The 25,882-nt window shown below is 34.1% G+C and carries 26 protein-coding genes; 6 read left to right on the top strand and 20 right to left on the bottom strand.

What is annotated here, in order from left to right:
* On the top strand, positions 1–229 hold a 229-nt coding region (locus tag JJJ02_RS07225; RefSeq protein WP_240837646.1), incomplete at its 5' end, for an IS3 family transposase.
* A 52-nt stretch (positions 230–281) separates the two neighbouring features.
* Here JJJ02_RS07225 and JJJ02_RS07220 read toward each other — a convergent pair.
* Genes JJJ02_RS07220 through cyoE form a run of 5 tightly spaced genes read right to left on the bottom strand, consistent with a single transcriptional unit; the run spans position 282 to position 5,195 of the window.
* On the bottom strand, positions 282–635 hold the full coding sequence (locus tag JJJ02_RS07220; RefSeq protein ID WP_096076869.1) for a cytochrome C oxidase subunit IV family protein: 354 nt from the start codon (positions 633–635) through the stop codon (positions 282–284).
* Positions 635–1,264 (bottom strand): cytochrome c oxidase subunit 3, encoded by a 630-nt coding sequence (locus JJJ02_RS07215; protein WP_239242898.1) that lies wholly within the window; start codon positions 1,262–1,264, stop codon positions 635–637. The genes JJJ02_RS07220 and JJJ02_RS07215 overlap by 1 nt, the downstream gene beginning before the upstream one ends.
* Positions 1,264–3,126 carry a cytochrome c oxidase subunit I gene (ctaD, locus tag JJJ02_RS07210; RefSeq protein ID WP_170137303.1) on the bottom strand — a complete coding sequence of 621 codons (1,863 nt, stop codon included), beginning with the start codon at positions 3,124–3,126 and terminating at the stop codon, positions 1,264–1,266. Before ctaD ends, JJJ02_RS07215 begins: the two co-directional genes overlap by 1 nt.
* Before the next feature lie 52 nt (positions 3,127–3,178).
* On the bottom strand, positions 3,179–4,240 hold the full coding sequence (gene coxB, locus JJJ02_RS07205; RefSeq protein ID WP_099580742.1) for a cytochrome c oxidase subunit II: 1,062 nt from the start codon (positions 4,238–4,240) through the stop codon (positions 3,179–3,181).
* Between the two features lie 31 nt (positions 4,241–4,271).
* Positions 4,272–5,195 (bottom strand): heme o synthase, encoded by a 924-nt coding sequence (gene cyoE / locus JJJ02_RS07200; protein ID WP_096076873.1) that lies wholly within the window; start codon positions 5,193–5,195, stop codon positions 4,272–4,274.
* Positions 5,196–5,447: 252 nt separating this feature from the next.
* On the opposite strand from cyoE, the gene JJJ02_RS07195 reads away from it, so the two are divergent.
* On the top strand, positions 5,448–6,356 hold the full coding sequence (locus JJJ02_RS07195) for a COX15/CtaA family protein (protein WP_096076874.1): 909 nt from the start codon (positions 5,448–5,450) through the stop codon (positions 6,354–6,356).
* Positions 6,357–6,387: 31 nt separating this feature from the next.
* On the opposite strand, the gene JJJ02_RS07190 is transcribed toward JJJ02_RS07195, so the two are convergent.
* The 3 genes from JJJ02_RS07190 to JJJ02_RS07180 all read right to left on the bottom strand — a co-directional run bounded on the left by JJJ02_RS07190 (position 6,388) and on the right by JJJ02_RS07180 (position 11,571).
* Positions 6,388–9,825, bottom strand: a complete 3,438-nt coding sequence (locus tag JJJ02_RS07190) for a pyruvate carboxylase (RefSeq protein ID WP_240838223.1) — start codon at positions 9,823–9,825, stop codon at positions 6,388–6,390.
* 229 nt (positions 9,826–10,054) lie between these two features.
* Complete coding sequence (locus tag JJJ02_RS07185) at positions 10,055–11,245, bottom strand: FtsW/RodA/SpoVE family cell cycle protein (RefSeq protein ID WP_239242895.1); 1,191 nt, start codon at positions 11,243–11,245, stop codon at positions 10,055–10,057.
* A 50-nt stretch (positions 11,246–11,295) separates the two neighbouring features.
* Positions 11,296–11,571 (bottom strand): Fpa/YlaN family protein, encoded by a 276-nt coding sequence (locus JJJ02_RS07180; protein ID WP_096076877.1) that lies wholly within the window; start codon positions 11,569–11,571, stop codon positions 11,296–11,298.
* A 118-nt stretch (positions 11,572–11,689) separates the two neighbouring features.
* Here JJJ02_RS07180 and JJJ02_RS07175 point away from each other — a divergent pair, with 118 nt between their 5' ends.
* Complete coding sequence (locus JJJ02_RS07175; protein WP_239242950.1) at positions 11,690–12,166, top strand: hypothetical protein; 477 nt, start codon at positions 11,690–11,692, stop codon at positions 12,164–12,166.
* Between the two features lie 58 nt (positions 12,167–12,224).
* On the opposite strand, the gene JJJ02_RS07170 is transcribed toward JJJ02_RS07175, so the two are convergent.
* Both JJJ02_RS07170 and typA read right to left on the bottom strand, forming a co-directional pair.
* Complete coding sequence (locus JJJ02_RS07170; RefSeq protein ID WP_111745685.1) at positions 12,225–12,566, bottom strand: YlaH-like family protein; 342 nt, start codon at positions 12,564–12,566, stop codon at positions 12,225–12,227.
* A 3-nt stretch (positions 12,567–12,569) separates the two neighbouring features.
* The gene (gene typA, locus JJJ02_RS07165) at positions 12,570–14,414 is read right to left on the bottom strand and encodes a translational GTPase TypA (RefSeq protein ID WP_239242894.1); all 1,845 of its coding nucleotides are present in this window, start codon (positions 14,412–14,414) and stop codon (positions 12,570–12,572) included.
* Positions 14,415–14,530: 116 nt separating this feature from the next.
* Between typA and JJJ02_RS07160 the strand changes: the two genes are divergently transcribed.
* Both JJJ02_RS07160 and JJJ02_RS07155 read left to right on the top strand, forming a co-directional pair.
* A complete protein-coding gene (locus JJJ02_RS07160; RefSeq protein WP_239242893.1) occupies positions 14,531–14,716 on the top strand; it encodes a DUF5325 family protein in 186 nt (61 codons plus the stop codon).
* Between the two features lie 93 nt (positions 14,717–14,809).
* Positions 14,810–15,448, top strand: a complete 639-nt coding sequence (locus tag JJJ02_RS07155; RefSeq protein ID WP_240838213.1) for a hypothetical protein — start codon at positions 14,810–14,812, stop codon at positions 15,446–15,448.
* Between the two features lie 300 nt (positions 15,449–15,748).
* On the opposite strand, the gene JJJ02_RS07150 is transcribed toward JJJ02_RS07155, so the two are convergent.
* Entirely contained in the window at positions 15,749–16,570 is an 822-nt protein-coding gene (locus tag JJJ02_RS07150; RefSeq protein ID WP_239242891.1) for an inositol monophosphatase family protein, read from the bottom strand.
* Positions 16,571–16,704: 134 nt separating this feature from the next.
* On the opposite strand from JJJ02_RS07150, the gene JJJ02_RS07145 reads away from it, so the two are divergent.
* Positions 16,705–17,316, top strand: coding sequence for a YktB family protein (locus tag JJJ02_RS07145; protein ID WP_239242890.1), 612 nt, complete (start codon positions 16,705–16,707; stop codon positions 17,314–17,316).
* A 22-nt stretch (positions 17,317–17,338) separates the two neighbouring features.
* Here JJJ02_RS07145 and JJJ02_RS07140 read toward each other — a convergent pair whose 3' ends face one another.
* The 9 genes from JJJ02_RS07140 to JJJ02_RS07100 all read right to left on the bottom strand — a co-directional run bounded on the left by JJJ02_RS07140 (position 17,339) and on the right by JJJ02_RS07100 (position 25,772).
* Positions 17,339–18,181, bottom strand: a complete 843-nt coding sequence (locus JJJ02_RS07140; protein ID WP_239242889.1) for a DUF4064 domain-containing protein — start codon at positions 18,179–18,181, stop codon at positions 17,339–17,341.
* 109 nt (positions 18,182–18,290) lie between these two features.
* The gene (locus JJJ02_RS07135; protein WP_239242888.1) at positions 18,291–19,364 is read right to left on the bottom strand and encodes an ABC transporter substrate-binding protein; all 1,074 of its coding nucleotides are present in this window, start codon (positions 19,362–19,364) and stop codon (positions 18,291–18,293) included.
* Positions 19,361–20,173, bottom strand: a complete 813-nt coding sequence (locus JJJ02_RS07130; protein WP_188017933.1) for an ABC transporter permease — start codon at positions 20,171–20,173, stop codon at positions 19,361–19,363. Before JJJ02_RS07130 ends, JJJ02_RS07135 begins: the two co-directional genes overlap by 4 nt.
* Positions 20,170–20,976, bottom strand: a complete 807-nt coding sequence (locus JJJ02_RS07125) for an ABC transporter permease (protein WP_239242887.1) — start codon at positions 20,974–20,976, stop codon at positions 20,170–20,172. Before JJJ02_RS07125 ends, JJJ02_RS07130 begins: the two co-directional genes overlap by 4 nt.
* A 1-nt stretch (position 20,977) precedes the next feature.
* Positions 20,978–22,060, bottom strand: coding sequence for an ABC transporter ATP-binding protein (locus JJJ02_RS07120; protein ID WP_111745705.1), 1,083 nt, complete (start codon positions 22,058–22,060; stop codon positions 20,978–20,980).
* Between the two features lie 9 nt (positions 22,061–22,069).
* A complete protein-coding gene (locus JJJ02_RS07115; RefSeq protein ID WP_096076890.1) occupies positions 22,070–22,612 on the bottom strand; it encodes a helix-turn-helix domain-containing protein in 543 nt (180 codons plus the stop codon).
* 108 nt (positions 22,613–22,720) lie between these two features.
* Entirely contained in the window at positions 22,721–22,996 is a 276-nt protein-coding gene (locus JJJ02_RS07110) for a UPF0223 family protein (RefSeq protein ID WP_239242885.1), read from the bottom strand.
* Between the two features lie 66 nt (positions 22,997–23,062).
* Positions 23,063–24,469 (bottom strand): dihydrolipoyl dehydrogenase, encoded by a 1,407-nt coding sequence (gene lpdA, locus JJJ02_RS07105; RefSeq protein WP_239242884.1) that lies wholly within the window; start codon positions 24,467–24,469, stop codon positions 23,063–23,065.
* A 4-nt stretch (positions 24,470–24,473) separates the two neighbouring features.
* Positions 24,474–25,772, bottom strand: coding sequence for a dihydrolipoamide acetyltransferase family protein (locus JJJ02_RS07100; protein WP_240838211.1), 1,299 nt, complete (start codon positions 25,770–25,772; stop codon positions 24,474–24,476).
* Positions 25,773–25,882 lie beyond the last annotated feature (110 nt).

The raw sequence follows: 25,882 nt of genomic DNA, 5'->3' as shown, positions 1-25,882 counted from the left end.
TCAAAGCATGTCTAGAAAAGGTAATTGTCTAGATAATTCTCCAATGGAGAATTTCTTTGGAATATTGAAACAAGAAATGTTTTATGGTGAATCATTTGATTCGTATGATGAGTTAGAAGAGGAAATTAATGATTATATGGAATATTATAATTTCGTCAGAAAGAAGAGAAAATTAAAAAGCAAGACTCCTGTAGAATACAGAAATCTTGCTTTAATGAAAGTAGCTTAATAAAAAGTTCAACTTTTTGGGTTCACTACACAATCGTCTCAGTTTTTATTGATTATTTTAATAATGGCTCACCTAACCACGTGATATATAAAGCCATTACTACAAAAGTCCCGGCAATAAACAATCCAGAAAGCATCATTAATTTAGCTGTCCCATGACCTGGATGTTTCATATGCATGAAATAATAGAATTGAAGTATGACTTGAATTAACGCCATTAATAATACTGCAGGAATAACAAATTCTTTACTTAATCCAGCTGCAACCATAGCAAAAGCAATTAACGTCAAGAAAATCATTATAGCAAATGTAGTAACCTGCATTCTCATTTCTTCAGTTCTTGTTCTTTTTTCGAAATTGTAACGATCCTGATTAAACTTTAAGTTGTTGTTAGTTTCATTTGACATTATCCTAACACCCCTAACAAGTAAACTACTGTGAAGATAAATACCCACACGACATCAATGAAATGCCAGTATAAAGCAGCTGTATTGAACTTCGCAGCGTTGTATACACTTAATCCACGTTTCATATTACGGATGATTAAAAGTATATTCCAAGTCAAACCAATAATTACGTGGAATCCGTGAGTTCCTACTAAGAAGTAGAAGGCTGAACCAAATGCACTTGATCTGAAAGTATGACCTTGATGGATATATTCAACGAACTCATAAATTTCTAAACCTAAGAAGCTTAAACCTAAAATTACAGTAACGATAAACCATGTAATCATTTTGCCGAAATCATAGTTTTTCATATGATATAGCGCATACACACTTGTTAATGAAGATGTTAATAATAACATCGTCATAACAAATGCTAAAGGTAAATTGAATAAATCTTTTGCTAAAAGGTGATCTTCACTTGGGACACGATCTTTTAATGCTAAGTAAGTAGCGAATAAAGATGCGAATAATGCAGTCTCTCCACCAAGGAATACCCAGAATCCTAATAACTTATTTTTACCTTCTAAAGAAGCTGTTTCAGGATGACTTGGCCATCTTTCAGCCGTCATTTTCTCTTCGTGATGTGCCATTATTTAACACCTCTTTCGTACTCAATTAGCTCATCTTTAGTAATATGATATCCTAAATCATCTTTTAGTGAACGCGCAATCATTGCGCCTGCTGTAATCGCTAAACCTAAAATTAATACAAATGGAGCCCAAGGTTGAGCTGGTAAATCTTTTACTGCATCTAACGCCCATTTTTGACCATCAGCTAAGTATAAAGTACCAAAAGCTGCTACAAATAATCCAAGTGATTGCATAAATGGCAAGATTGAATTATTAGGCATATGAATATCACCTAAAGATTCAGCAGGTAAAATCTCACCGTTACCTTGTTTTTTCTCTAAATCAAACGCATCTAAACCACGAACAAGTGGTGTTTGAGCAAAGTTGTAGAATGGAGTTGGTTGTGGAAGTGACCATTCTAAAGTACGACCGTCGCCCCAAGCATCGCGACCTACTTTTGGCGCTTTAGCTAAAGTAATCACAACGTTAACTAACAAGATAATTACTGCCACAGCCATCGTTAATGCACCGATCGTGGATACTAAGTTAAATGTATCGTAACCTTGACCAGGTAAGTATGTGAATACACGTCTTGGCATACCCCATAAACCTAAGAAATGTTGTACTAGGAATGTTAAATGGAAACCTGTTACGAATAAAACAAATGAAATTTTACCTAATTTTTCGTTTAAAATCTTACCGAACATTAACGGGAAGTAAAAATGTAATCCTGCAAGTAATGAGAATACTACCCCACCAACGATAACGTAATGGAAATGCGCTACGATAAAGTAAGAATCATGATATTGATAGTCAGCTGGCGCTGATGCTTGCATTACACCAGTAACTCCACCCATAACGAATGATGGAATAAATGCTAATGCATAAAGCATCGGCGTCGTAAATTCGATACTACCACCCCAGATTGTTAATAACCAGTTAAAGATCTTAACACCTGTTGGTACTGCAATTGCCATAGTAGCAACCGCGAAAATTGCGTTTGCAGTTGGACCCAGACCTACTGTAAACATGTGGTGAGCCCAAACCATGAATCCTAAGAAACCAATTAATACTGTAGCGAATACCATCGCTGAATATCCGAATAAACGTTTTCTTGAGAATGTAGCGAAAATCTCAGAGAAAATACCGAATGCCGGTAATACTAAGATGTAAACTTCTGGGTGACCGAAAATCCAGAATAAATGTTCCCAGATAATTGTGTTACCACCTTGTGATACTACGAAGAATCCTGTACCAAACATTCTATCGAAAATTAATAAGAATAATCCGATAGTAAGTGGTGGGAATGCGAATACGATTAATACTGAAGCAACAAACGTTGTCCATGTAAATAACGGCATACGCATATATGTCATACCTGGTGCACGCATATTCATAATTGTAACCACAAAGTTAATCCCTGCAATTAATGTACCAGCACCAGAAATTTGTAAACCTAAAGCATAGAAATCAATACCGTGTCCAGGTGATGCTAAAGATAATGAAGCATATGATGTCCAACCTGCGTCAGGTGCTCCACCTAGGAACCAAGATAAGTTTAAGAATATTCCACCAAAGAAGAATAACCAAAAACCTAATGCATTTAAGAATGGGAATGCTACGTCACGTGCACCAATTTGTAAAGGTACTACAGCGTTCATAAATGCGAATAATAACGGCATAGCCGCTAAGAAAATCATTGTTGTACCATGCATCGTAATTATTTCATTAAATAGACCTGCTGAAACAAAATCATTTTCAGGAACAGCAAGTTGAATTCGAATAATCATTGCTTCAATACCACCCATGGCGAAGAATAATCCACCCATGATAAGATATAATATTGCAATTTTTTTATGGTCAACTGTTGTTAAATATTCCATAATTAAACCACGTTTTTTTTGTGTAGCCAATTGTGTAACCTCCCTTTATTTATTACTCTTCAACTTTTCGTTCCATTAAGTATTTAGTTAATGCATCGATGTCTGAATCAGATACTTTATACGAACCAGTCATTTTATTCCCTGGTTTGTATTTTTCAGGATCTTTAATCCATTTTTTTAAGTTTTCTTCGTTATGTTCTAAAACGCCAGCAACTGTTGTTCTTTCTCCGAAAGTTGTTAAGTTAGGACCTTTTGCTCCTTTACCAGTTGGTGTTACCGCGTGACAACCTTGACAAGATTGTTTAAATACCTTTTCACCTTGTTTAGCATCAGTTGTTGCCACAGGTTTTTTCACATCCTGCATTTTAGATACCCAAGTTTTAAAATCATCTTTAGACATTGTTTTAACTTTAAAGTCCATCAATGCATGTGAAGGTCCACATAACTCTGCACATTTACCATAGAACATATTTTTAGCATCTTTAGCTTTATCACCATCAAATACTAAATAGAATTTATTGATGTTCTCAACATTCGTATCCATCTTACCACCAACTGCTGGAATCCAGAATGAGTGTTTAACATCTGATGAATGTAATTTGAAATAAACTTTTGTATCCGTCGGTACAACAAGTTCTTGGCTTGTCACAATCTTTTGGTTTGGATATTCAAATTCCCACCAGTAAAGATTTGCAGTTACATCGACTACGATTTCTTTATTCTTTCCTTTTGCATCTACTTTATCCATAGCTTTCGTATCAGCTAATTTAAAAGTTAGCATAACTGTTGGAATTGCTAAAATTATTAATAAAAGAATTGGAATAGTTGTCCAGATAATCTCTAACTTATGATTACCGTGCACATCTTTCGGTACAAAATTCTCTCCAACTTTACTACGTCTGAATTTTACAACTGCTAAAACGAAAATAACGACAACAACTGCAATAACAAATAGCATGATGTAAACCGCTAACATCATTAAGTTGAATTGATCTTTTGAAACTTCCCCTGCTGGACGTAAAGCTGATAAATGTGGTTCACCACAACCAGCTAAAGTCATTAATAATAATGAAATTAAGCCCATCAACTTTACATTCTTAAATTTGTTTTTCATTAAATTCTAACCCCTCTTTCACCATTCATAATCAAATCATTTGAATTAATGTAACTACTACTATCATAACAAAAAAGATCATCAAATAGTTTAAAGAATAAATAAACATTGTCATTGCCCATCTGTTTTCTTTAACATTTGACTTAAACCCTGATACAGCAAGCAAAAGCCAACCTAGATTTAAGATTGTGGCAAGTACTATAAAAATAGTTCCTAGTTCATCCATTAAAAATGGTGTTGGAAGAAGTAAAGCAACCCAGAAAAGCATTCCAAGTCTAGTTCTTTCAAAACCTTTAACAGATGGCAACATCGGTATCCCCGCCATAGCATATTCTTCTTTACGTTTTATAGCCAGCGCATAAAAATGTGCCGGTTGCCAAATAAACATAATGACGAATAACATCCATGCTACCTTTGAAAGATTAGGATCAATTGCAGCCCAACCCACAAGTGGTGGAATCGCTCCTGGAAAACTACCTATTATAGTATTTGACACTAAATGACGTTTAGACCAAACAGAATACATCACCACATAACCAAATATCCCTAAGAATCCGATTATTCCTGTTTCAATATTTATCATGAAAAGTAAAACTTCTCCGATGAACATCAATAATAAACTCAGCTGGAATAGTGATTGAGAAGCAATTTTCCCGGTAACACTTGGCCGTTCCTGTTTACTTGGCATAATGCGGTCAATATCTTGATCATAAAAATTATTTAATGCACAACTTCCTGCCATAATAAGTGTAGATCCCGTAAGCATCGTTAATAATTCAGGAATGCTATTTAAAAATGAACGTTGTGTCATCATGATAGCAAGAAATGCTCCCGCAAACGTCGGTATCAAATTACCTTGAACGAGACCAAGTTTGACAATTGCTTTGACATCTTTAAATGTCAATCGCGTTTGTTCGACCGATTTGACGCTCTTTAAGACTTGTTCATTTTGCATTTTCACCCTCCTTTAACAATACTAACGCATATAATAACAATAATATATGAAAACTGTCACATTTTCTATACATTTTCGAAATTAAATTGTGACATTTTTCTATTTCTCTACAATTATAAATAATTCACGAATGTGACACATTTACTTTAAAGTTAGATTGTTATACTATATCTTAAGTATATACTGAAGTCGCGATGTAATAAAGTTTACATTTACACTTCACGTGCATAATGATAATTAGAGGTGAAGTATTTGTTAAAAGAAAAGAATTTAAAATGGTTATCTTTGTTTACGACCGTACTGATGATACTAGTACAAATCGGTGGTGCGCTAGTAACAAAGACGGGTTCTGCTGACGGATGTGGTAATAGCTGGCCACTTTGTAATGGTAAGTTTGTACCGACACATATTCCTATGGAAACATTGATTGAACTCGCACATCGTGGTGTATCTGGACTTGCTTTGATTTCGGTAACATGGCTTGTTGTTTTAAGCATTAAATATATTGGTCATAAAAGAGAAACAAAGTTTTTATGCTGGATGAGTATCGGCTTTATTTTTGCACAAGCTTTAATCGGTGCAGCTGCTGTAATCTGGCAACAAAATGGATTTGTATTAGCATTACATTTCGGAATTTCATTAATTAGTTTTAGTTCTGTGTTTTTACTCACATTATTAATATTTGAAGTAGATCAAAAGTTCGACGCTACAAAATTAGTGATACATTCTCATTTAAGAAGACATACAATAGCTTTAACAAGCTTTATTTATATTGTAATTTATAGTGGCGCCCTTGTACGTCACGAAAAAGCTAGCCTTGCTTGTCTGAGCTGGCCACTTTGTAAACAAGGACAAATCGGTTTGCCCGAAACATTTTTTGAATGGGTACAGATGAGTCACCGTACACTAGCTTTTATCTTATTTATATGGTTAAGTTACGTTGTTTACCATGCCGTAAAAAATTATAGTCAGTATCGTGTTATTAAATACGGATACTCAATCGCATTTTTATTAATTTGTTTACAAGTAACGACAGGTGCGTTGTCAATATTTACGATGCTAAATTTATATGTGGCATTATTACATGCATTATTTATTACCTTACTATTTGGGTTGCTGTGCTATTTCTTACTTCTCATTTCTCGTGCAACGCAAAAATAACCTGCCACGGCAGGTTATTTTTTTCTATTTTTTAAGCTTCTGAAATTTCCACTAATAAATCTGTCGTTTGTATACTATCTCCCGTATTAACATAAACTTTGTCAATAGTACCTGAGAATGGTGCTTGGATTGTCGTTTCCATCTTCATCGCTTCAGTAATAATTATAGGTTGACCTTTCGTTACAACATCACCTTCTTTTACTTTTACGTCACCGACTGTTCCTGGCATTTGTGCACCGATATGACTTCTATTTTTCGGATCTGCTTTAGGAATTGTTGCTAGACTAGGTTCAACGTTTGTATCCTTAACATATACTTTACGACTCATACCATTAAAGTCGAAGTAAACCCATCTATATCCATCTTCATGAACATGTCCTACACTAATTAAATTCACAATCAATGTTTTACCTTCATCAATAGCTATTTCAACTTTCTCATTTTTACGCATTCCATAGAAGAATGTTGGTGTATCTAGTAACGATACATTTGCAAACTTTTCATGTGTTGCAATGTATTGTTCATAAACTTTTGGATATAAGGCATAACTGATAATATCTTGTTCTGTTACTTGTTTATGCTGTTTTTCCTCAAGTTCATTGCGTAACAAATCGAAATCAACCGGTGCTAATAATTCACCAGGACGAACATCGATACTTTCAATATCTTTCAGTACTACTTTCTTAAGTGCTTCCGGGAAACCATTCACTGGTTGGCCAATCTCACCTTTAAAGAACGATACAACAGATTCCGGAAAATCTAATGTTGCCCCACGCTCAATAACTGACGTTTCATCTAAGTCATTTTGAACCATGTATAAGGCCATGTCTCCTACTACTTTAGATGACGGTGTAACTTTAACGATATCCCCAAACATTAAGTTAACGCGTCTATACATATCTTTAACTTCACTGAAACGTTCTCCTAAACCTAAACTCTTTGCCTGCATCCCTAGGTTAGAGTATTGACCACCAGGCATTTCATGTTTATATATTTCTGTATGTGGCGATTTAATATCACTTTCAAAATCTTTATAGTAGTGACGTACGCCTTCCCAGTAATGCGATAATTTTTCCATACCATCAATGTCAGCTCTCATTTGACGCGTTTTACCATTTAATCCATAGAATAATGTATTGGAACTTGGTTGACTTGTTAACCCACTCATTGCTCCAAGTGCTGTATCTACGACGTCAACACCAGCTTCTATAGCTCTTGAATAAAGCATGACACCATTTCCACTCGTATCATGAGTATGCAAATGAATCGGCATATTTACAGTTGCTTTCAATTCACTTACAAGCTCAAATGCAGCTTCTGGTTTAAGCAGACCGGCCATATCTTTAATCGCTAAAATATGGAATCCTTCGCGCTCCATTGCTTTTGCCATTTTTTTATAATAATCTAGCGTATAAATGCTTGAACGTTCTGGGTTTAATATATCACCAGTATAACAAATTGCGCCTTCAGAAATCTTACCGGCTTTGAGAACCGCTTCATTTGCCACTTTCATTTGATCTAACCAGTTTAATGAATCAAATATTCTGAATACATCGATTCCAGCTTTCGCACTTTCTTCTACGAATTTTGTTACTACATTGTCCGGATAATTTTTATATCCAACAGCATTGGAAGCACGGAGTAACATCTGGAATAAAATATTCGGTATAGCTTTACGTAATCGCTCAAGACGTTGCCACGGATCTTCTTTCAGAAAATTATACGCTACATCAAATGTAGCTCCTCCCCACATCTCGAGAGAAAAACTATCCTTTAGATAATGACTAGTCATCGGTGCTACTTCTAATATATCTTTCGTACGGACACGTGTTGCAAGTAATGATTGATGTGCATCACGAAACGTTGTATCTGTTATTAAAACATCTTTTTGATCAAGCAACCATTGTTTAACATATTCAGGTCCATGCAAATCTAATAACTGTTTCGTTCCTGATTCTGCACTCGGTTCCATTTTTTCAATATAAAGTGGCTCGAAATTAGGTTTTTCTTTTTTCTCAACACCTGGAAAGCCATTCACAGTCACATTTGCAATATATTCTAACGTCTTCGTACCGCGGTCGCGCGGTGTTTTAATCTCAAATAGTTCTGGCGTATCATCGATAAAATTCGTTGTATAATTGCCACTCACAAACTTAGGGTGTTTCACGACATTGATTAAAAACTGCAAGTTCGTTTTAATACCACGGATACGCATTTCACGTAATGAACGTATCATTTTTTCTTCTGCTTGTTTAAAAGTAATCGCTTGGGTAGAAATTTTTACAAGTAAAGAATCATAATAAGGAGAAATTTCAGCTCCCTGAAAACCATCACCGGCATCTAAACGCACACCAAAGCCTCCGGTAGAGCGATATGCCATAATTGTTCCTGTATCTGGCATAAAATCATTCAATGGATCTTCTGTCGTAACACGACACTGAATTGCATAACCTAATGTAATAATATCCTCCTGCTTCGGCATAGCAATGCGCCCATCATGCATGTTCTCACCGTCAGCAATCAATATTTGTGTTTTTACAATATCAACACCCGTTACCATCTCAGTTATAGTATGTTCAACTTGAACACGTGGATTCACTTCTATAAAGTAAAAATCATTCCCGCTCACTAAAAATTCTACAGTACCTGCATTTATATAATTGATCTTTTTCATCAACTGAATAGCTGCTTCACAAATGCGCATTCTTAAATCATCATTTAAACCAACAGAAGGCGCAACTTCAACTACCTTTTGATGACGACGCTGTACTGAACAGTCACGTTCAAATAAATGAACCAGATTACCATGCATGTCTCCAAGTATTTGAACTTCAATATGTTTTGGTTGTTCAATATACTTCTCTAGGTAAACTTCTGCATTACCAAATGATTTTAATGCCTCTGACTGGGCACGTTGATAGGCATCTTCCAATTCTTCCTGATTGTTAACGATGCGCATCCCTTTTCCGCCACCACCAGAAATGGCTTTAATAATTATAGGGAAACCATATGAATCTGTAAATTCCTTTACTTCTTCAAAAGAAGTAACAGCATCCTTCGTACCAGGAATAATCGGTAATTCTGCCATTTCTGCTGTCGCACGTGCTTTCACTTTATCTCCAAACATATCTAAATGTTTCGTTTCTGGACCAATAAATATAATACCTTCTTCAGCACAACGTTCAGCAAAAGTCATATTTTCACTTAGGAAACCATAACCAGGATGAATTGCATTTGCACCACATTTTTTTGCTATTTCAATAATTCGTTCGATATGAAGATAACTTTCAGTCGGACCAATATCCTCACCAACTAAATAAGACTCATCCGCTTTGTATCTATGAAGAGAACCTTTATCTTCTTTTGAATAAATTGCTACAGTTGGTATATCTAGTTCGGTTGCTGCGCGGAAAATCCTTATTGCGATTTCCCCACGATTTGCTACGAGTAACTTTTTAATGTGTTTCATACAATTCCTCCTCGGCTTATTATGTTATCCTTTTCACATATATTATATACAATCCTTTACCGAAATAAAATTGTTAAGTCATATTATACATAAAATATTCATTTGCGTCATACTAATATTATAATGTGTTATACTCATAAAATGTGTTTACATCAATGATTAATTCAAAAATGCATGTGTCAAAAGACACATGCATTTTTGTAAACGTATTCATTTTTTTGAATAAAATTTATTGTTCTAATGATTTCTTTTTCACATCTTTTGCAGCCATTAATAGTAATCCAACCGCTATCGATAAGCTTAACAAGCTTGATCCACCATAGCTTAAAAATGGAAGAGGAACACCTGTTAAGGGAATTAAGCCAGATATACCTCCAAGATTAATAAAAGTCTGAATTCCGATATAACTTGCTACACCAACACATATAAGCTTATAGAAAACAGTATCTGCAAGTGCGGCATACATAAATCCTTTATATACGATAAAGAATAATAATGAAATAATGATAATGACACCAACGAGCCCTAATTCTTCAGAAATAACTGCAAAAATAAAGTCTGTATGTGGTTCAGGAAGATACCCCAGCTTCATTACACCATTTCCTAAACCTTTACCAAATATCCCTCCATTACCAATTGCCATTAAAGAGTTAGATAAATGATAACCTGCGCCTTCTTCATCTTTAAAAGGATTTGCAAGCACTTCAAAACGTTGTTGTTGATGCGTCGCTAATAGCTTTCCAGTGATTAAAAACATTCCGGTCATAATAAGTACAACCGCCCCACTTACTAAACCAACCATAATCATCATGGCACGAAACGCGATACCTGAATATAAAAAGATACATCCGATAATCATTAATATTATCATCGTTGAGCCAAAGTCATTCTGAATAATTACAAGCCCTGCACATATACCTACCAGAACAAGTGGCGCTATAATATCCCAGCTCATCTTTTCCAGGTTTTCTTTCTTATCATAGATATAGGCTAAATAAATAATTACAACAATTTTTAGTAATTCTGAAGTTTGTAACTGCATGAAACCAAGAGGCAACCAACTTTTTGCACCATTAACTTCTATTCCAAACAAACGCGTAAAAAGTAATAGAATCATAATCGCAATGATCGAAAATTGTTGGACACGTTTATTTTTAATGATTTTTATGGACATGAAATATGCCATAAAAAAGACGATTCCAAAACTTAAAATAATAGTCACTAATTGACGTATATAAAAATAATTTGGTGATTTAGGTATACCACCTGTCAACGTCCCACGCGTTGCAGCGACCATACTCGCACTGTAAATCATCACTAAACCTATCAATACGAGTGAAACATAACTCAATAGTAGAGGGAAATCCACGTACTTTGTATAATCTTTTATGTATTCGATAAAATTTCTTATGTGTTTCAAAAGAATCCGCTCCTGAAATAAAATTAAGTCTAAAGCAAACGCTCTAGACTTTAGACATTTGTGAAGGCATCATGTAATTTAGAAAGTTCTTTCTCGAGAGCAGATAAAATCTTTTTGCCTTCATCTTTTTCAATTAATCCGATACGTGTTGCAAAATCTACTTCACGACTTAAACCGAACATCTGTGTATCTAACACCTCTTCATAAAGAGGACATTGTGGCATTGTTAAATTGTCCATTTGAACTTTAATCAACTGCAAAATTTTCTCTGCATCTTGATTGAGCTGGTCATATGCCTTTTGTTTGTAATCTAAATGGTCACGCATAGCATACACCTTCATTTCATTATTCTTATACTTTAAAATTCTATATGACAAGTCCTTAAAAATCAAGCATTTACTTAAATAGAATATGGTATTATAAATATGAAAGGGTGATAGTATGATTATACAGATTAAAGGGAAAGTAAAATTCAATATTACATTAGATCCATCTACTTTTATCTTTGATGATCGCAAAGTTGAAATGGAAGCGCTTTTACAAGGTGAATCTTCAGGTGAAGAAAAAATAAGCTTCCAGGATAATTATGAATGGAACCGTGAAATATTAGAAGGTGGTTCAAAACCTCCGACACTTGTTTCTGAAAAGAAATTTAAGAAACAAGCATTATTAGAAGGTACTTTCTTAATGAATATGCATTCATTTATTATTAATGCAGAACCAGATAGCGATGCAACAAAAGTCGAATTATCGAATGAAGATACTAAAGTGCAAATTACTTTAGCTGAATTGAAGACACTATACTTCCAGTTTTCTAAAGACGGTAAACGTTTATACGACGATGGCATGGTTGATGCTTACTTATATAACGACGAACTCAAATTAATCATGAAACACGTTACAGGTATTGCGTTAATTTAATTATTTTAGTTAATCATTCGAAATTTATTATCACAAAAAGAAGCTCAAGACATTCGTCTTAAGCTTCTTTTTGTTGTCGCTCTTTATGCAATCGATATCGATACAATCCAAGTACAATCGCTGCAATGATTAAACTTTCACCGACAGGTAAAAATACTGCCAGGAAGTTTAATATAATACAACCCAGGAATAATAAAATATATATGACCACATTTTGCCAAGGTTTTAATTTTCTCGCAAATCCTAAATTATAAACTATTGCACTTAATATAAATATCGCAATCAGCAAATACCACATTCCACTCTCTGGATGTTTATCAACTGCAAAAAGTTTAGCAAGAAATGACATTCTTTGTTCAGGATCTACGCTGACTTGCGCATTGCCGATCATAAAATTCATTGATTACTCCTCCTCTTGTATCGCTGCTTTTGCTTTCTTTTGCTCTCTTTCACGTTGAGATTTATCTAATGTTTTCTTTCTTAAACGAATTGATTCAGGTGTAACTTCAACTAATTCATCGTCATTTAAATATTCTAAAGCTTCTTCTAACGTTAAAGTTCTTGGTTTTTTCATCGTTGTTGTTTGTTCTTTAGTAGCACTACGGATATTGTTTGCAGCTTTAACTTTAGTAATGTTTACTGTTAAGTCATTATCACGTGAGTTTTCACCAACGATCATACCTTCGTATACTTCAGTACCCGGTTCCATAAAGTTTACACCACGATCTTCTAGAGCTAAGATAGCATATGTTGAAGCTACTCCTTTATCCATAGAAACTAATACGCCGTTACGACGTCCACCGATACGCCCTTTTAATAATGGACGGTATTCATCAAATGTGTGATTTAAAATCCCATAACCACGTGTCATTGACATGAATTCAGTACGGTAACCGATTAATCCACGTGCAGGTACGTTAAAGATTAAACGTGTTTGACCATTACCACTGTTAACCATATCAACCATTTCACCTTTTCGTGTTCCTAAAGATTCAATAACTGATCCAGTATTTTCTTCTGGTACATCAATTTGAACGCGTTCATATGGCTCATATTTCTTACCATCAATTTCTTTTACGATAACTTCTGGTTTAGAAACTTGTAATTCGAATCCTTCACGACGCATATTTTCAATTAAGATAGATAGATGTAATTCACCACGACCAGAAACAGTCCAGCTATCAGGACCAACAGACTCAACGCGTAATGATACATCTGTCTCAAGCTGTGATTCTAAACGATCTTGGATATTACGCGCAGTAACAAATTTACCTTCTTTACCTGCAAACGGAGAATTGTTTACTGAGAAAGTCATTTGTAATGTAGGCTCATCGATACGTAATATCGGTAAAGCTTCCGGTGTATCTACAGGCGTAACAGTTTCACCTACGTTAATGTCTTCCATACCAGATACGGCAATTAAATCACCAGCATATGCTTTTTCAATTTCAACACGTTTTAAACCGAAGAAACCAAAGATTTTAGTAACACGGAAATTTTTAATTGTTCCGTCAATCTTTATTAATGAAACTTGTTGTCCTACTTCCATCGTTCCACGGAACACTCGGCCAATACCGATACGACCTACATAGTCATTGTAATCTAATAAAGCGACCTGGAATTGTAATGGCTCGTCACGGTTATCAACTGGTGCTGGTACATAATCGATAATCGTTTCGTATAAGCTTTGCATGTTTTCATCTTGAGTCGACGCATCAAGACTAGCAGTACCATTAATAGCTGAAGCATATACTACAGGGAAATCTAACTGCTCATCATTTGCTTCTAATTCAATAAATAAATCATATACTTCGTCTAAAACTTCTTCAGGTCTTGCTGAAGGTTTATCTATTTTATTTACTACCACTACAGGTTTTAAGTTTTGTTCTAATGCTTTCTTTAATACGAAACGTGTTTGAGGCATAGTTCCTTCGTATGCATCTACAACCAAACATACACCATCTACCATTTTCATGATACGCTCTACTTCACCACCGAAGTCAGCATGCCCTGGTGTATCCAGAATGTTGATACGCGTTCCTTTGTAATCGATTGCTGTGTTCTTTGCTAAGATCGTGATACCACGTTCTCTTTCGATATCATTCGAATCCATCGCACGTTCTTCAACGTGTTCATTTGAACGGAATGTACCTGATTGTTTTAATAATTCATCAACTAGGGTAGTTTTACCATGGTCAACGTGGGCGATAATTGCAATATTACGAACATCTTCTCTAAAATTTGTCATTAATTTGTTTCTCCTTAATCGAACTAGAGTTTATTATGTAACTGTGATATTATAACATATTATAGGTTAATTATATATCGATAAATTCCAGATTCAAAATTTAAGGGGTGTTTTTTTTGAAAAAAAGTAAGTTACCATTTTTTATGTTAGCAATTTTTGCCGTGTTAATGTTAATTCTCTTCAGCATCGGATTAGCTGAATTAAATTATTTATTAATCGTCATATCAATTATTTTATTCACAGTAACGTTTGGATATGGATTTACACTAAAAAGTCAATACCGAAAAAATGATTGGTTATAGTAATTTTGTAAAACTGCATAGTAATCTTTGCAGTTTTTCTTATATTTAGAATCAAAATTAATTTTCTGAACAAATATTTATTAAAAAATTGAAATGCTGCAATTTGCACACAATTCAATCGTCTATTATATTATGGATGTATTGATTCTATATAGAGGTGATAACATGATATTAAAACCAAGACAAAAGAATAAACATCTTGCTTATTTAGAAGCTTTAGAAGGAAGAATTGAATTTTCTGAAGACCAGTTAGAAAGATTAGCATTACTGCGTAATACCGAAAGATTAGAAATTGAATTTGAAACTTTTCTTAATCATTTAAACGCCGATTGTTTTGATATGATATGGCAATTTAATTATTCAGATTATCATGTTGATGCATTAATTAACGTCATATTAGTATCTGAATCTGCAATTTATCTTTTTAAACTCAACAATTATTCAGGTCCGCATTATGTTAATAACGAAGGCATTCTTGCGCACTACATTACTGAACAGCCGCAGTTGGATATATTGCAGTTAAACTGCGTAAAATATTCAATATATTCAATATTAGATACCAAATACAAACATTTACCAATATATATTAAATGTGTGTGCATGGATGAAATGTTTGAACTTGATTCCAATTCTGATCACTATCCATTTCTTTTTAGACACGATATCATTCCATATATAAAAAAAATCAACAAAATGAATAAAAAAAAAGCACTCAGAACAGTGAGTACTTAAAAAGTGCACATATTGAGCCAATCATTATCAAACAATCTACTTATAATACAGGCATCGTCTGCCCAAAATGTAAAGCATTAAATCACATTTCAAAATACAAATCACTTGCATATTGCAGTCAATGTCAGACGATACATACTATCGATGAAATTTTTAACTATACTTTGAATGCGTTAATACAATTACACTCCGATCAATCCATCACTAAAGCGAAAATACAAAGATTTTCTGATTACTTCTTTACGAATTATCAATTACAAAAACTTTTTCCGAAATCCAAAAAGAAACAAATAAACCAAATTATCGTTTAGAAAATCTACCTTGATGTATTTTTTCTAATTCAACTTTAAAAGGATTAAGATAATCATTCATTATTTCAGCATGTAGAGTCTTATTCGCTACGACGATTGAATTAGCAGTTAATAGATTAACCGTTTCACCTAACTGGTTAGTAACGACACCGCCAACTTCTTCGACAATAATTAATCCGCCAGCGAAATCCCATGGATGTAGTCGAAGTGTAATATATGCATTTATCTTGCTTGATGCTACATAAGCAAAGTCTAATGCAGCAGAACCATAACTTCTTGCACTGCGTGAATCTCTGACAAGCGGGATATAAATATCACGCGTAAAATCTTTCGTTAACCAATTGGGGTTCATAGAAATAATAGACGTCGCGAGTGGTGTTTCTATTAGATTTTCTAACTTTACACCGTTTTTGTATGCACCATGTCCTGCACGTGCTTCAAATAATATATCTCTCATAACATCATAGACAACACCTGCATATTTTTCACCGTCAATAAATATCCCGATAGATATCGCAAAATTTTCTTGTTGATGGACAAAATTTAATGTACCATCTATCGGATCTATAATCCAGAGGACGCCGTTTAAATTGTCTATATCTTTTCCACTACCTTCTTCACCAATAATTCGATGGTCAGGATATTTATCTTGTATACGATTAAAAAGGAATTTTTCTGTTGCTTTATCCATATTTGTAACAAGATCATTTGGATTTGATTTTGTTTCTATTAAAAGTGGTTCATTTAATTGTTTGCGGATATTTTCTCCAGCCTGCAATGTGATATCTTTTAAAAAATTATAAAGTTCCATAAGCACTCCTCCTGTTCCATATATTATACACAAGAATAAATATATGCAAAAAAGTTTTATCTTTATGTTTTTTCATGTAATGTTGTAATTATCATAATTCAAATGAATTTAAATTAAAAATAAGCGAGGTTTCTATGGTTAAATATACTTTTACAAAAAAAGATTTCGATGTTTTTAATATTGATGGCCTTGCACCACGTATGGAAGCATTGATTGAAACGACACGTCCTAAGCTAGAAGCTCTAGGAGAACATTTTAGTGCATATTTAAGTGAACATACAGATGAAACTTTCTATCCGCACGTTGCCAAACATCTACGCAGAAAAACTAATCCCCCAAATGATACATGGGTTGCCTTTGCTACGAATAAACGGGGCTATAAAATGTTACCACATTTTCAAATTGGATTGTTTGGCAGTCATGCATTTGTATTATTCGGAATTATTTATGAGTCTCCTGATAAGGAACGTATGGCGAAAAAATGGAAGAAACAAATCAAAACAATTCAAGAATTAGGTGATGAATATATCATTAAGGGCGATCATATGAAAGAAAATTATGATGTCATTAAAGATATAAAAAAGAAAGATATCGAAGCTTATATCGATCGGCTTATTAATGTCAAAAAAGGTGAATTAATGTTTGGTAAAGTGTTTTATCCTGGTGATGCTGCATTAAAATCGGATAAAGCATTTATTCAGGAAATTGAGAAAACATACTTTGAATTATTACCTTTATATCAATAAAAAACGCCCTAGGGCGTTTTTTTTATTGATTATGATTATTATTATAATTATCACGACGTTCGTCAACGGCATCTTTTGTATTATCTACATAAGTTACTCGGTCACGGTCACCATCATGATTGTTATCAAATGTGTTTCGCTCATTTGTAGCGTTGAAATCATGATCAACGTTTGAATGATTTTTCTGCTCGATTACTGTATCACGATCAGCTTCAACTGTACGATTGTTATAGTTAACTTCACGTTCTTTCGATACATCTGCATCATAAACGTATTCGTTATTACGTTCACGTTCGATATTTTCATCACGTTCCACATAATCAGGTGCAACGTTACGTTTTCTTTCAACAGTTTCTACTTCACGATGATCTTCATAAAAATCATTATTAGTTATTACTTTATCTTTACGCGCAAACAATAAAATTGCTGCGATAAAGAAAAATAAAGGGATAAATCCTAATACGATAGTTAAGAATAATGGTGCAGTAAGTAATCCTGCTAGTAATAACATAACTCCCGCTAAAATGCGCTTTTTCATTTTAAGTAAACCAATTAGACCAAATAATAACGGTAAAATTGTATATGCTATAATGCCCCATACACTCTTAATCATTAATGGAACTAATTCATCAACTGACATATTTGCTTCATTTAATGAATTCTGCAAATCAGGATTTTTTCCTAATTCATTATTCAATGCTTCTTTTAACTGTGTCACAAACTCAGGATTATTACCATTCACTAATAATTGATAAAGACCGAAGATTGATAGTGCAAGTAATGGTAGCCAAGCTAACCAACCAAAGATTTTTTCCGGAACGCGGCTTACAGGTTTAACTGTTTGTGTGTATTCTCTACGACTCATATGTTCATCTCCTTATTACTGTATTTAAATATTCTATACCCTACTATAACCTATATATGCATGAATTTAAAAATAAAATAAAAAAGTAAGCCAATAACCTTAATTATTATCAATTTAAACTCATCTTAAATTTTAAAAATAGTTCATTATAGCGCTTAATATTCTCAAATCCTAGATTTTCGTATACTTCAAGTTTTTCCTGTAATGCTTTACTTGGGTAAAATCGCTCATCTTCTCTCGTTTCTTTATCAAGTAATTTATAACTTGCTGTGTTTGGTGTAGCATAACCAACCCATTCAGTATTCTGCTTACCAATTTTTGCATCTAATAAAAAGTTAATAAATGTATGCGCACCATCAACATTTTGAGCTGTTTTGGGAATGACCATATTATCAAACCATAGATTCGATCCTTCTTTCGGTACTACAAAATCTAAATTTTCATTTTCAGTCATAATATCAGCACCCATACCACTCCAAACAACTGCAACGTCCGCTTCCTTTTGAACCATCATCGTATTGATTTCATCACCAACGACACCTTTAACATTCGGACCTAACTTTTCAAGCTTTTGTTCTGCCTTATCAAGTTTTTTGGGGTTTGTTTCATTTAATGATTCACCCATGCTGTTTAGTGAGAATCCAAGTGCCTCACGCGCACCATCTACAATAAGGACGTTATTTTTAAGACGTGGATCCCAAAGACTTTCCCAGCTTGAGAAGTCAATGTCTTTTGTTTTATCAGGATTATAGAGAACGCCTACTGTTCCCCAGAAATATGGGATCGAATATTTATTTCCTTTATCAAAATCAAGATTCATAAAATCCGGATTAATATTTTTTAGATTCGGTAGTTTCTTATGATCTATCGGAATAAGAAGTTTCTCTTCCTTCATCTTCTGAATCGCATATTCACTTGGTACTGCAATATCATAATGTGTACCACCATTTTTAATTTTTGCAAGCATTGATTCATTAGAATCGAAAGTTTCTAAAATTACGCGAATCCCGTACTCTTTTTCAAACTTTTTAAGTAAAGCAGGATCAATATATTCTCCCCAGTTATAGACATAAAGTATATTACCTTTACCGCTTTTTGGTGGTGGATCGATAAATTTAGCTGAGAAAAGTAAAAGTACAGCTACTGCTAGTGATATAAAAATTAACTGCATTAATCGCTTCATTTCACAACACCTGCTTTCACTTTTCTTCTTTTATCTTGTTTATTTGAGATAAAGTAGTAGATTAAAATAATTGTCATGACAATTATGAATAGTAATGTACTAATCGCATTGATTTCCATAGAAATACCTTTTCTCGCCATTGAGTAAATTTCAACGGATAACACACTAAATCCATTACCAGTTACAAAGAAGCTTACTGTAAAGTCATCAAGACTATAAGTTAATGCCATAAAGAAACCGGCAATAGCGCCAGGTAATATATGCGGAATGACAACCTTTGAAATCGTCTGGTAAGTACTTGCACCTAAATCATAACTTGCATTGATAAGCGATTGATTCATATCGTATAACTTCGGTAATACCAGTAGTACGACAATCGGCACACAAAATGCGATATGCGAAATCAATACAGACCAAAATCCTAGTCCCATACCAGTATAGTGCCCGATGACAGTAAAAAGAATCAGGAATGATGAACCGATAACGACATCACTACTTACCATTAAAATATTATTTAGTGTCAGTAAACCAACCTTTAATTTCTTGTTTCTCATGTAGTGTATTCCCAATGCACCACAAATACCAATCACTGTAGAAATACTTGCTGCAATTAATGCAACAGCTAGTGTATTGACAATGATGACCATCAACCGTTTATTTTGAAAAACTGCTGCATAATGATCCAATGTAAATGATTTAAAATGATTCATATTTCCTGCTGAGTTGAAAGAATAAAACATGAGGTAGAATATTGGAAAGTATAAAATGAATAATGCAAATGCTAAAAATATTTTAGATCTTAGTTTCATTTGACACCCTCACTTCCTTCTTTCGACTTCGTAATAATCATCACTAAAGCCATTGCTAAAATTAAGAATACTGCTATTGTAGAACCCATTCCATAGTTTTGTGTGACAAGGAATTGTTCTTCAATCGCTGTACCTAAGTTAACAACTTTGTTGCCTGCAATAAGACGCGTAATCATGAATAAACTTAATGCAGGAATAAATGTCACTTGAATACCTGTTTTAACACCTTCCCATGATAAAGGCATAATAACTTTTCTAAAAGTTGTCATTTCATTCGCACCTAAATCACGTGAAGCCTGTATTAAGTTTTCCGGAATTGCGTTCATGCTATTAAATATCGGTAAAATCATGAAAGGAATATAAATATACACCGATACAAAGATAAATGCAGTGTTTGTAAATAATAAACTAGTAGCAGGTAGATGCATCCAGTTCAATAAATCGTTTATAGTACCTTGTTTACTAAAAATACCGATAAATGCATATGTTTTTAATAAAAGATTTATCCATGTCGGCAGAATGATAATAAGTAGCCAGAACTGCTTATTTTTAGCGGTACGTAAAACCATTGCTATGGGATAGGATATGATTAAGCACAACAATGTGATTATTACTGCATACCAAATTGAACTGATTGTCATTTTAAAATATGACATCGTAAAGAAATCTTTATAATTTTCTAATGTGAAATGACCACTGTTGTTTGTGAAACTTGTATAGAATATCATCACTAACGGTGCAATGATAAATATAACAATCCAGATTAAATAGGGAATTAGAAAATATTTTTTTGCTTTTTCCATATTACACCTCGTATGACTCAATACGTGCATCAAATTCTTCTTCAGTTTCTCCAGGTAGCATAATATGAATGGCTTCCTCATCAAATGTTAGACCAACATGTTCTCCAGGTGTGGCCCTTTTCGTTGATTGAATAATCCACTCATTACCAGCCTCGTCAAAACAGCAAATTTCATAATGTACGCCACGGAATAATTGCGAATCTACAACTGCTTTAACTTTACCCGCATGAGTAGTAGTTATTTCAATATCTTCAGGGCGAATGACAACATCAACCTTAGCATTTGCTTTAAACCCTTTATCTACACAAGCATATTCATTGTCATACATTTCAACAACAAAATCGCGTTTCATCACACCAGAAACGATATTAGATTCTCCTATAAAATCTGCAACATATCGATTTACTGGTTCGTCATAAATATCAGTTGGTGTGCCACTTTGCTCAATTCTACCTTTGTTCATAACGAAGATATAGTCACTCATTGCTAGTGCCTCTTCCTGATCATGTGTAACAAAAATAAATGTCTTACCTAATCGTTGCTGTATTTCGCGTAATTCATACTGCATCTCTGTTCTGAGTTTTAGATCAAGTGCTGATAATGGTTCATCAAGTAAGATAATTTCCGGCTCATTGACGATAGCGCGTGCAATAGCAACACGTTGACGTTGTCCACCACTCATATCTTTTATTTCACGATTTTCAAAACCATCAAGTTTTACTAACTTTAAAGCATCCATTACGCGCGTTTGCACTTCATTATTATTTACTTTTTTGATGCGTAAACCATATGCTACATTTTCAAATACATTTAAATGTGGGAATAATGCATAATCCTGAAACACTGTATTAACGCGTCGTTTATTCGCAGGAATATCATTAATACGTTTACCTTCAAAATATATGTCACCCGTCGTAGCCTTTTCAAAACCAGCAATCAAGCGTAAAATTGTTGTTTTTCCACAACCAGAGGGTCCAAGTAAAGTGTAGAATTTACCCTCTTCAATTTCAAAATTAATATTATCCAGAACTTTGTTTTCGCCATATGATTTAGACACATTGTTAAATTGTATAAAATCTTTCATGACACTCTCCTATAAATATGATTCAGTTGCGACGATTAATACACGTGCATCTTTTTTATATTTGTTAAATAATTGATGTGATTCATTTGCTTTAAAATAAAATGATTCCCCACGACGTGCTGTATATTCTTTTCTACCAATTCTTATACTTGCTGTACCATCTAATACATAAATAAAGCTGTCAGACAGACTCGGTTCAAACTTTTTATATTCAGAATCTGGTCTTAATGTAATAATAACAGGCTCCATATCAAATTCGTTTGAATCCGGAACCAACCACTGAATTAAATAGCCATTATCATATTCATCATATATTGTCTGTTCAGATTTAGGGTAATAAATGCGCTGCTCATGCATCTTTTCATTAAAGAAGTCTGATGGTTCTGATCCTAAAACTTCAAGTATATTAAAGAATGTCTCCATAGACGGTGAACATAAATTACGTTCAAGTTGAGAAATATATCCTTTTGATAAATCCGTTCTTTCCCCTAGTTCTTCTTGCGTTAAATTCTTTTGGCGTCGTAAATCTTTTATTTTTTTCCCTATATCCATGTATTCACACCTTAGTTTAATAATTGTAAACAATTTGTTTAATAACGTTTTAAATATAGCAGAAAAAAAGGTTTAAAACAACAGTAATACTAAATTTTTATTTCAAAACTACACTTTAAAAGTTTTTTCGTTAGCAGTTTGTGCTTCTTTAAAGCGTTTCGTTACAACATATCCGTCATAGTCAGAAACTTCCTTAAAATCTTTATAAATTTTATTTTCATCTGATTTCATTGGTGCGATTCTTTTAAATGCTTTATATACTGCAGCATAATCCTCAGTGTTCACTTTAGATTCATAAGCATCTTCAATAAGTGCCAAAAAATTAACAACATCAATGATTTCTTCCTGTGTCCATTCTGGATTAATTGGATAACTATAGCTCATTTGCTTCCTCCGTTAAAAAAAGCACTATTCATCTCTGAATAGTGCTTAATATTTTGTAAAAATAAATTACATAGTATGAATTGGATTACCTAAAGCTACTTCTGCTGCTTCCATAGTAATTTCACCTAATGTTGGGTGTGCGTGGATTGTTAATGCAATATCTTCTGCTGTCATTCCAGTTTCAATTGCTAAACCTAATTCTGCAATGATATCAGAAGCGCCAGCACCAGCAACTTGAGCACCGATTAATAGTCCGTCTTCTTTTAATGTGATTAATTTTAAGAAACCATCAGTTTCACCAATCGATAATGCACGGCCATTGGCTGCGAATGGGAATTTAGAAGCTTTGTATTCTAAACCTTCTTCTTTAGCCATTGCTTCAGTATAACCAACTGTTGCAAGCTCAGGTTCTGTGAAACATACTGCAGGAATTGCTAAGTAATCAACTTCTGCTTTTTCTCCACCGATAACTTCTGCAGCGATTTTACCTTCATATGAAGCTTTATGTGCAAGTGGTGGTCCTGCAACGATATCACCGATAGCAAAAATGTTTTCTACTGAAGTACGTCCTTCTTCATTTACTTCTACTAAACCACGTTCAGTCATCTTAACACCTAATGACTCTAAACCGATTTCTTCAGTATTAGGACGACGACCAACAGTTACTAAACAGTAATCTGCTTCAATTGTTTGAGTTTCACCTTTAGCTTCATAAGTTACTTTAACACCAGTTTCGCTCTCTTCAGCTGATTTAGCCATCGCTTCAGTAACAATGTCTACACCTTTAGCTTTAAGACCTTTTTTAACTACTTGTGTCATTTGTTTTTCGAATCCGCCTAAAATATCTTTCGCGCCTTCTAGAATTGTAACTTTAGTACCGAAGTTAGCGTAAGCAGTTCCTAATTCAGAACCGATATATCCACCACCAACTACTACTAAGCTTTTTGGAATTTCAGTTAATGCTAATGCACCTGTTGAATCGATTACACGTTTGTTGAATTTGAAATTAGGAATTTCAATTGGACGTGAACCTGTAGCGATAATTGCATGTTTGAAAGTATAAGTTTGAGATGATTTTTCAGTCATAACTTTTAAGTTGTTTTGATCAACGAAATAAGCTTCACCTTCAACGATTTCAACTTTGTTACCTTTTAATAATGCACCAACACCGCCAGTTAATTTCTTAACAACGCCGCCTTTGAATTCTTGCACTTTAGAAAAATCAACAGTAACGTTTTCAGCTTTAATTCCGAAATCTTCAGAATGAACAGCAGTTTCATATTTATGAGATGCTGATAATAAAGCTTTTGAAGGAATACAACCGACGTTTAAACAAACGCCACCTAAACTACCTTTTTCAACGATTGTTACTTTTTGTCCTAATTGAGCTGCACGAATTGCTGCAACATATCCTCCAGGACCTGCTCCGATTACAATAGTATCTGTTTCAATAGGAAAATCTCCAACTACCATGTGCTTACCCCTCCATTAATAATAATTCTGGATTATTTAATAAACGCTTAATATGATTCATAGCATTTTGTCCAGTTGCACCATCAATTTGACGGTGGTCAAAACTTAATGATAATGCTAATACTGGTGCTGCAACGATTTCTCCATCTTTAACGATTGCTTTTTGAGCAATTCGACCAATACCTAAGATAGCAACTTCAGGGTGATTGATTACTGGAGTGAACCATTGTCCACCAGCTGAACCTATATTACTAATTGTACATGATGCACCCTTCATTTCGCTAGGAGAAAGTTTTCCATCACGAGCTTTTACAGCCAATTCGTTAATTTCATCAGAAATAGCGAAGATTGATTTACGATCAGCATTTTTAACGACAGGAACTAATAATCCACGTTCAGTATCAGCTGCAATACCGATATTGTAGTAATGTTTGTGTACCACTTCTTCTGTAGCGTCATCTAAAGAAGTATTTAATGCAGGATATGCTTTAAGTGCAGATACTAACGCTTTAACAACATATGGTAAGAATGTTAATTTCGTACCTTGTTCTGCTGCAACTTCTTTAAATTTCTTACGGTGATCCCATAATGCCTGTACTTCTACTTCATCCATTAATGTAACGTGTGGAGCAGTGTGTTTTGAGTTAACCATCGCTTTAGCGATTGCTTTACGCATTGCAGGAATTTTTTCACGTGTTTCAGGGAATTCACCTTCAGGTGCTGCGATTGGTTGTGGTGCAGCCTTTTCAGTTGATGCTGCTGGCGCATCAGCTTTTGGTGCTTCTGTAGCTTGAGTATTACCGCCACCATTTAAGTAAGCAGTGATATCATCTTTAATTACACGACCATTTTTACCTGTACCAGTAACCGCTTTAATATTTACACCTTGTTCACGTGCAAATTTACGTACTGATGGCATAGCGATTACTCGACGATTTTCATCAACTTCAACATTTTGTGCAGGTGCTTGTGCAGGTTTTTCTTCTTTAACTTCTTCTGTAGCTTTTTCTTCTGTAGCCGGTGCTTCTTCTTTTGATTCAGAAGCTGATTCTTGTGCATGTGCATCATCAGAATCAATTGTTACGATTACGTCTCCTAAGTTAGCTACTGTTCCTTCTTCAGCAACGATCGTATTGATTGTTCCTGTTACTGGAGATGGAATTTCTACTACTGATTTATCATTTTGTACTTCACATAAAATATCGTCTTCTGCGATGTTATCGCCAGCTTTAACGAACCACTTAACGATTTCACCTTCAAAAATCCCCTCACCAAGAGCGGGTAATTTAAATTCAAATGCCACAATAAATTCCTCCTAAGAATTAATTTAAAAATTATAAAATTCATTTTATTACATGTTGAAAAGTAACATAGTTAAAACAATGTTACTTTTCACATTACCTTATTACTTGA

It is taken from the genome of Macrococcus sp. PK, assembly GCF_022501545.1.
Lineage (GTDB): Bacteria > Bacillota > Bacilli > Staphylococcales > Staphylococcaceae > Macrococcoides > Macrococcoides epidermidis.
The sequence above is the reverse complement of the archived record's forward strand: the minus strand, read 5'-3'. Positions and strand labels throughout refer to the sequence as shown.

Bases quoted from the DNA above. Each gene is read 5' to 3' on its own strand.
- JJJ02_RS07220 (WP_096076869.1), bottom strand. From the start codon at position 635: ATGTCAAATGAAACTAACAACAACTTAAAGTTTAATCAGGATCGTTAC.
- JJJ02_RS07215 (WP_239242898.1), bottom strand. From the start codon at position 1,264: ATGGCACATCACGAAGAGAAAATGACGGCTGAAAGATGGCCAAGTCAT.
- ctaD (WP_170137303.1), bottom strand. From the start codon at position 3,126: ATGGAATATTTAACAACAGTTGACCATAAAAAAATTGCAATATTATAT.
- coxB (WP_099580742.1), bottom strand. From the start codon at position 4,240: ATGAAAAACAAATTTAAGAATGTAAAGTTGATGGGCTTAATTTCATTA.
- cyoE (WP_096076873.1), bottom strand. From the start codon at position 5,195: ATGCAAAATGAACAAGTCTTAAAGAGCGTCAAATCGGTCGAACAAACG.
- JJJ02_RS07190 (WP_240838223.1), bottom strand. From the start codon at position 9,825: ATGAAACACATTAAAAAGTTACTCGTAGCAAATCGTGGGGAAATCGCA.
- JJJ02_RS07180 (WP_096076877.1), bottom strand. From the start codon at position 11,571: ATGCGTGACCATTTAGATTACAAACAAAAGGCATATGACCAGCTCAAT.
- JJJ02_RS07170 (WP_111745685.1), bottom strand. From the start codon at position 12,566: ATGAATTTTATGATCGGCAATGCGCAAGTCAGCGTAGATCCTGAACAA.
- typA (WP_239242894.1), bottom strand. From the start codon at position 14,414: ATGACAAATTTTAGAGAAGATGTTCGTAATATTGCAATTATCGCCCAC.
- JJJ02_RS07155 (WP_240838213.1), top strand. From the start codon at position 14,810: ATGCTGCAATTTGCACACAATTCAATCGTCTATTATATTATGGATGTA.
- JJJ02_RS07150 (WP_239242891.1), bottom strand. From the start codon at position 16,570: ATGGAACTTTATAATTTTTTAAAAGATATCACATTGCAGGCTGGAGAA.
- JJJ02_RS07145 (WP_239242890.1), top strand. From the start codon at position 16,705: ATGGTTAAATATACTTTTACAAAAAAAGATTTCGATGTTTTTAATATT.
- JJJ02_RS07140 (WP_239242889.1), bottom strand. From the start codon at position 18,181: ATGAGTCGTAGAGAATACACACAAACAGTTAAACCTGTAAGCCGCGTT.
- JJJ02_RS07135 (WP_239242888.1), bottom strand. From the start codon at position 19,364: ATGAAGCGATTAATGCAGTTAATTTTTATATCACTAGCAGTAGCTGTA.
- JJJ02_RS07130 (WP_188017933.1), bottom strand. From the start codon at position 20,173: ATGAAACTAAGATCTAAAATATTTTTAGCATTTGCATTATTCATTTTA.
- JJJ02_RS07125 (WP_239242887.1), bottom strand. From the start codon at position 20,976: ATGGAAAAAGCAAAAAAATATTTTCTAATTCCCTATTTAATCTGGATT.
- JJJ02_RS07120 (WP_111745705.1), bottom strand. From the start codon at position 22,060: ATGAAAGATTTTATACAATTTAACAATGTGTCTAAATCATATGGCGAA.
- JJJ02_RS07115 (WP_096076890.1), bottom strand. From the start codon at position 22,612: ATGGATATAGGGAAAAAAATAAAAGATTTACGACGCCAAAAGAATTTA.
- JJJ02_RS07110 (WP_239242885.1), bottom strand. From the start codon at position 22,996: ATGAGCTATAGTTATCCAATTAATCCAGAATGGACACAGGAAGAAATC.
- lpdA (WP_239242884.1), bottom strand. From the start codon at position 24,469: ATGGTAGTTGGAGATTTTCCTATTGAAACAGATACTATTGTAATCGGA.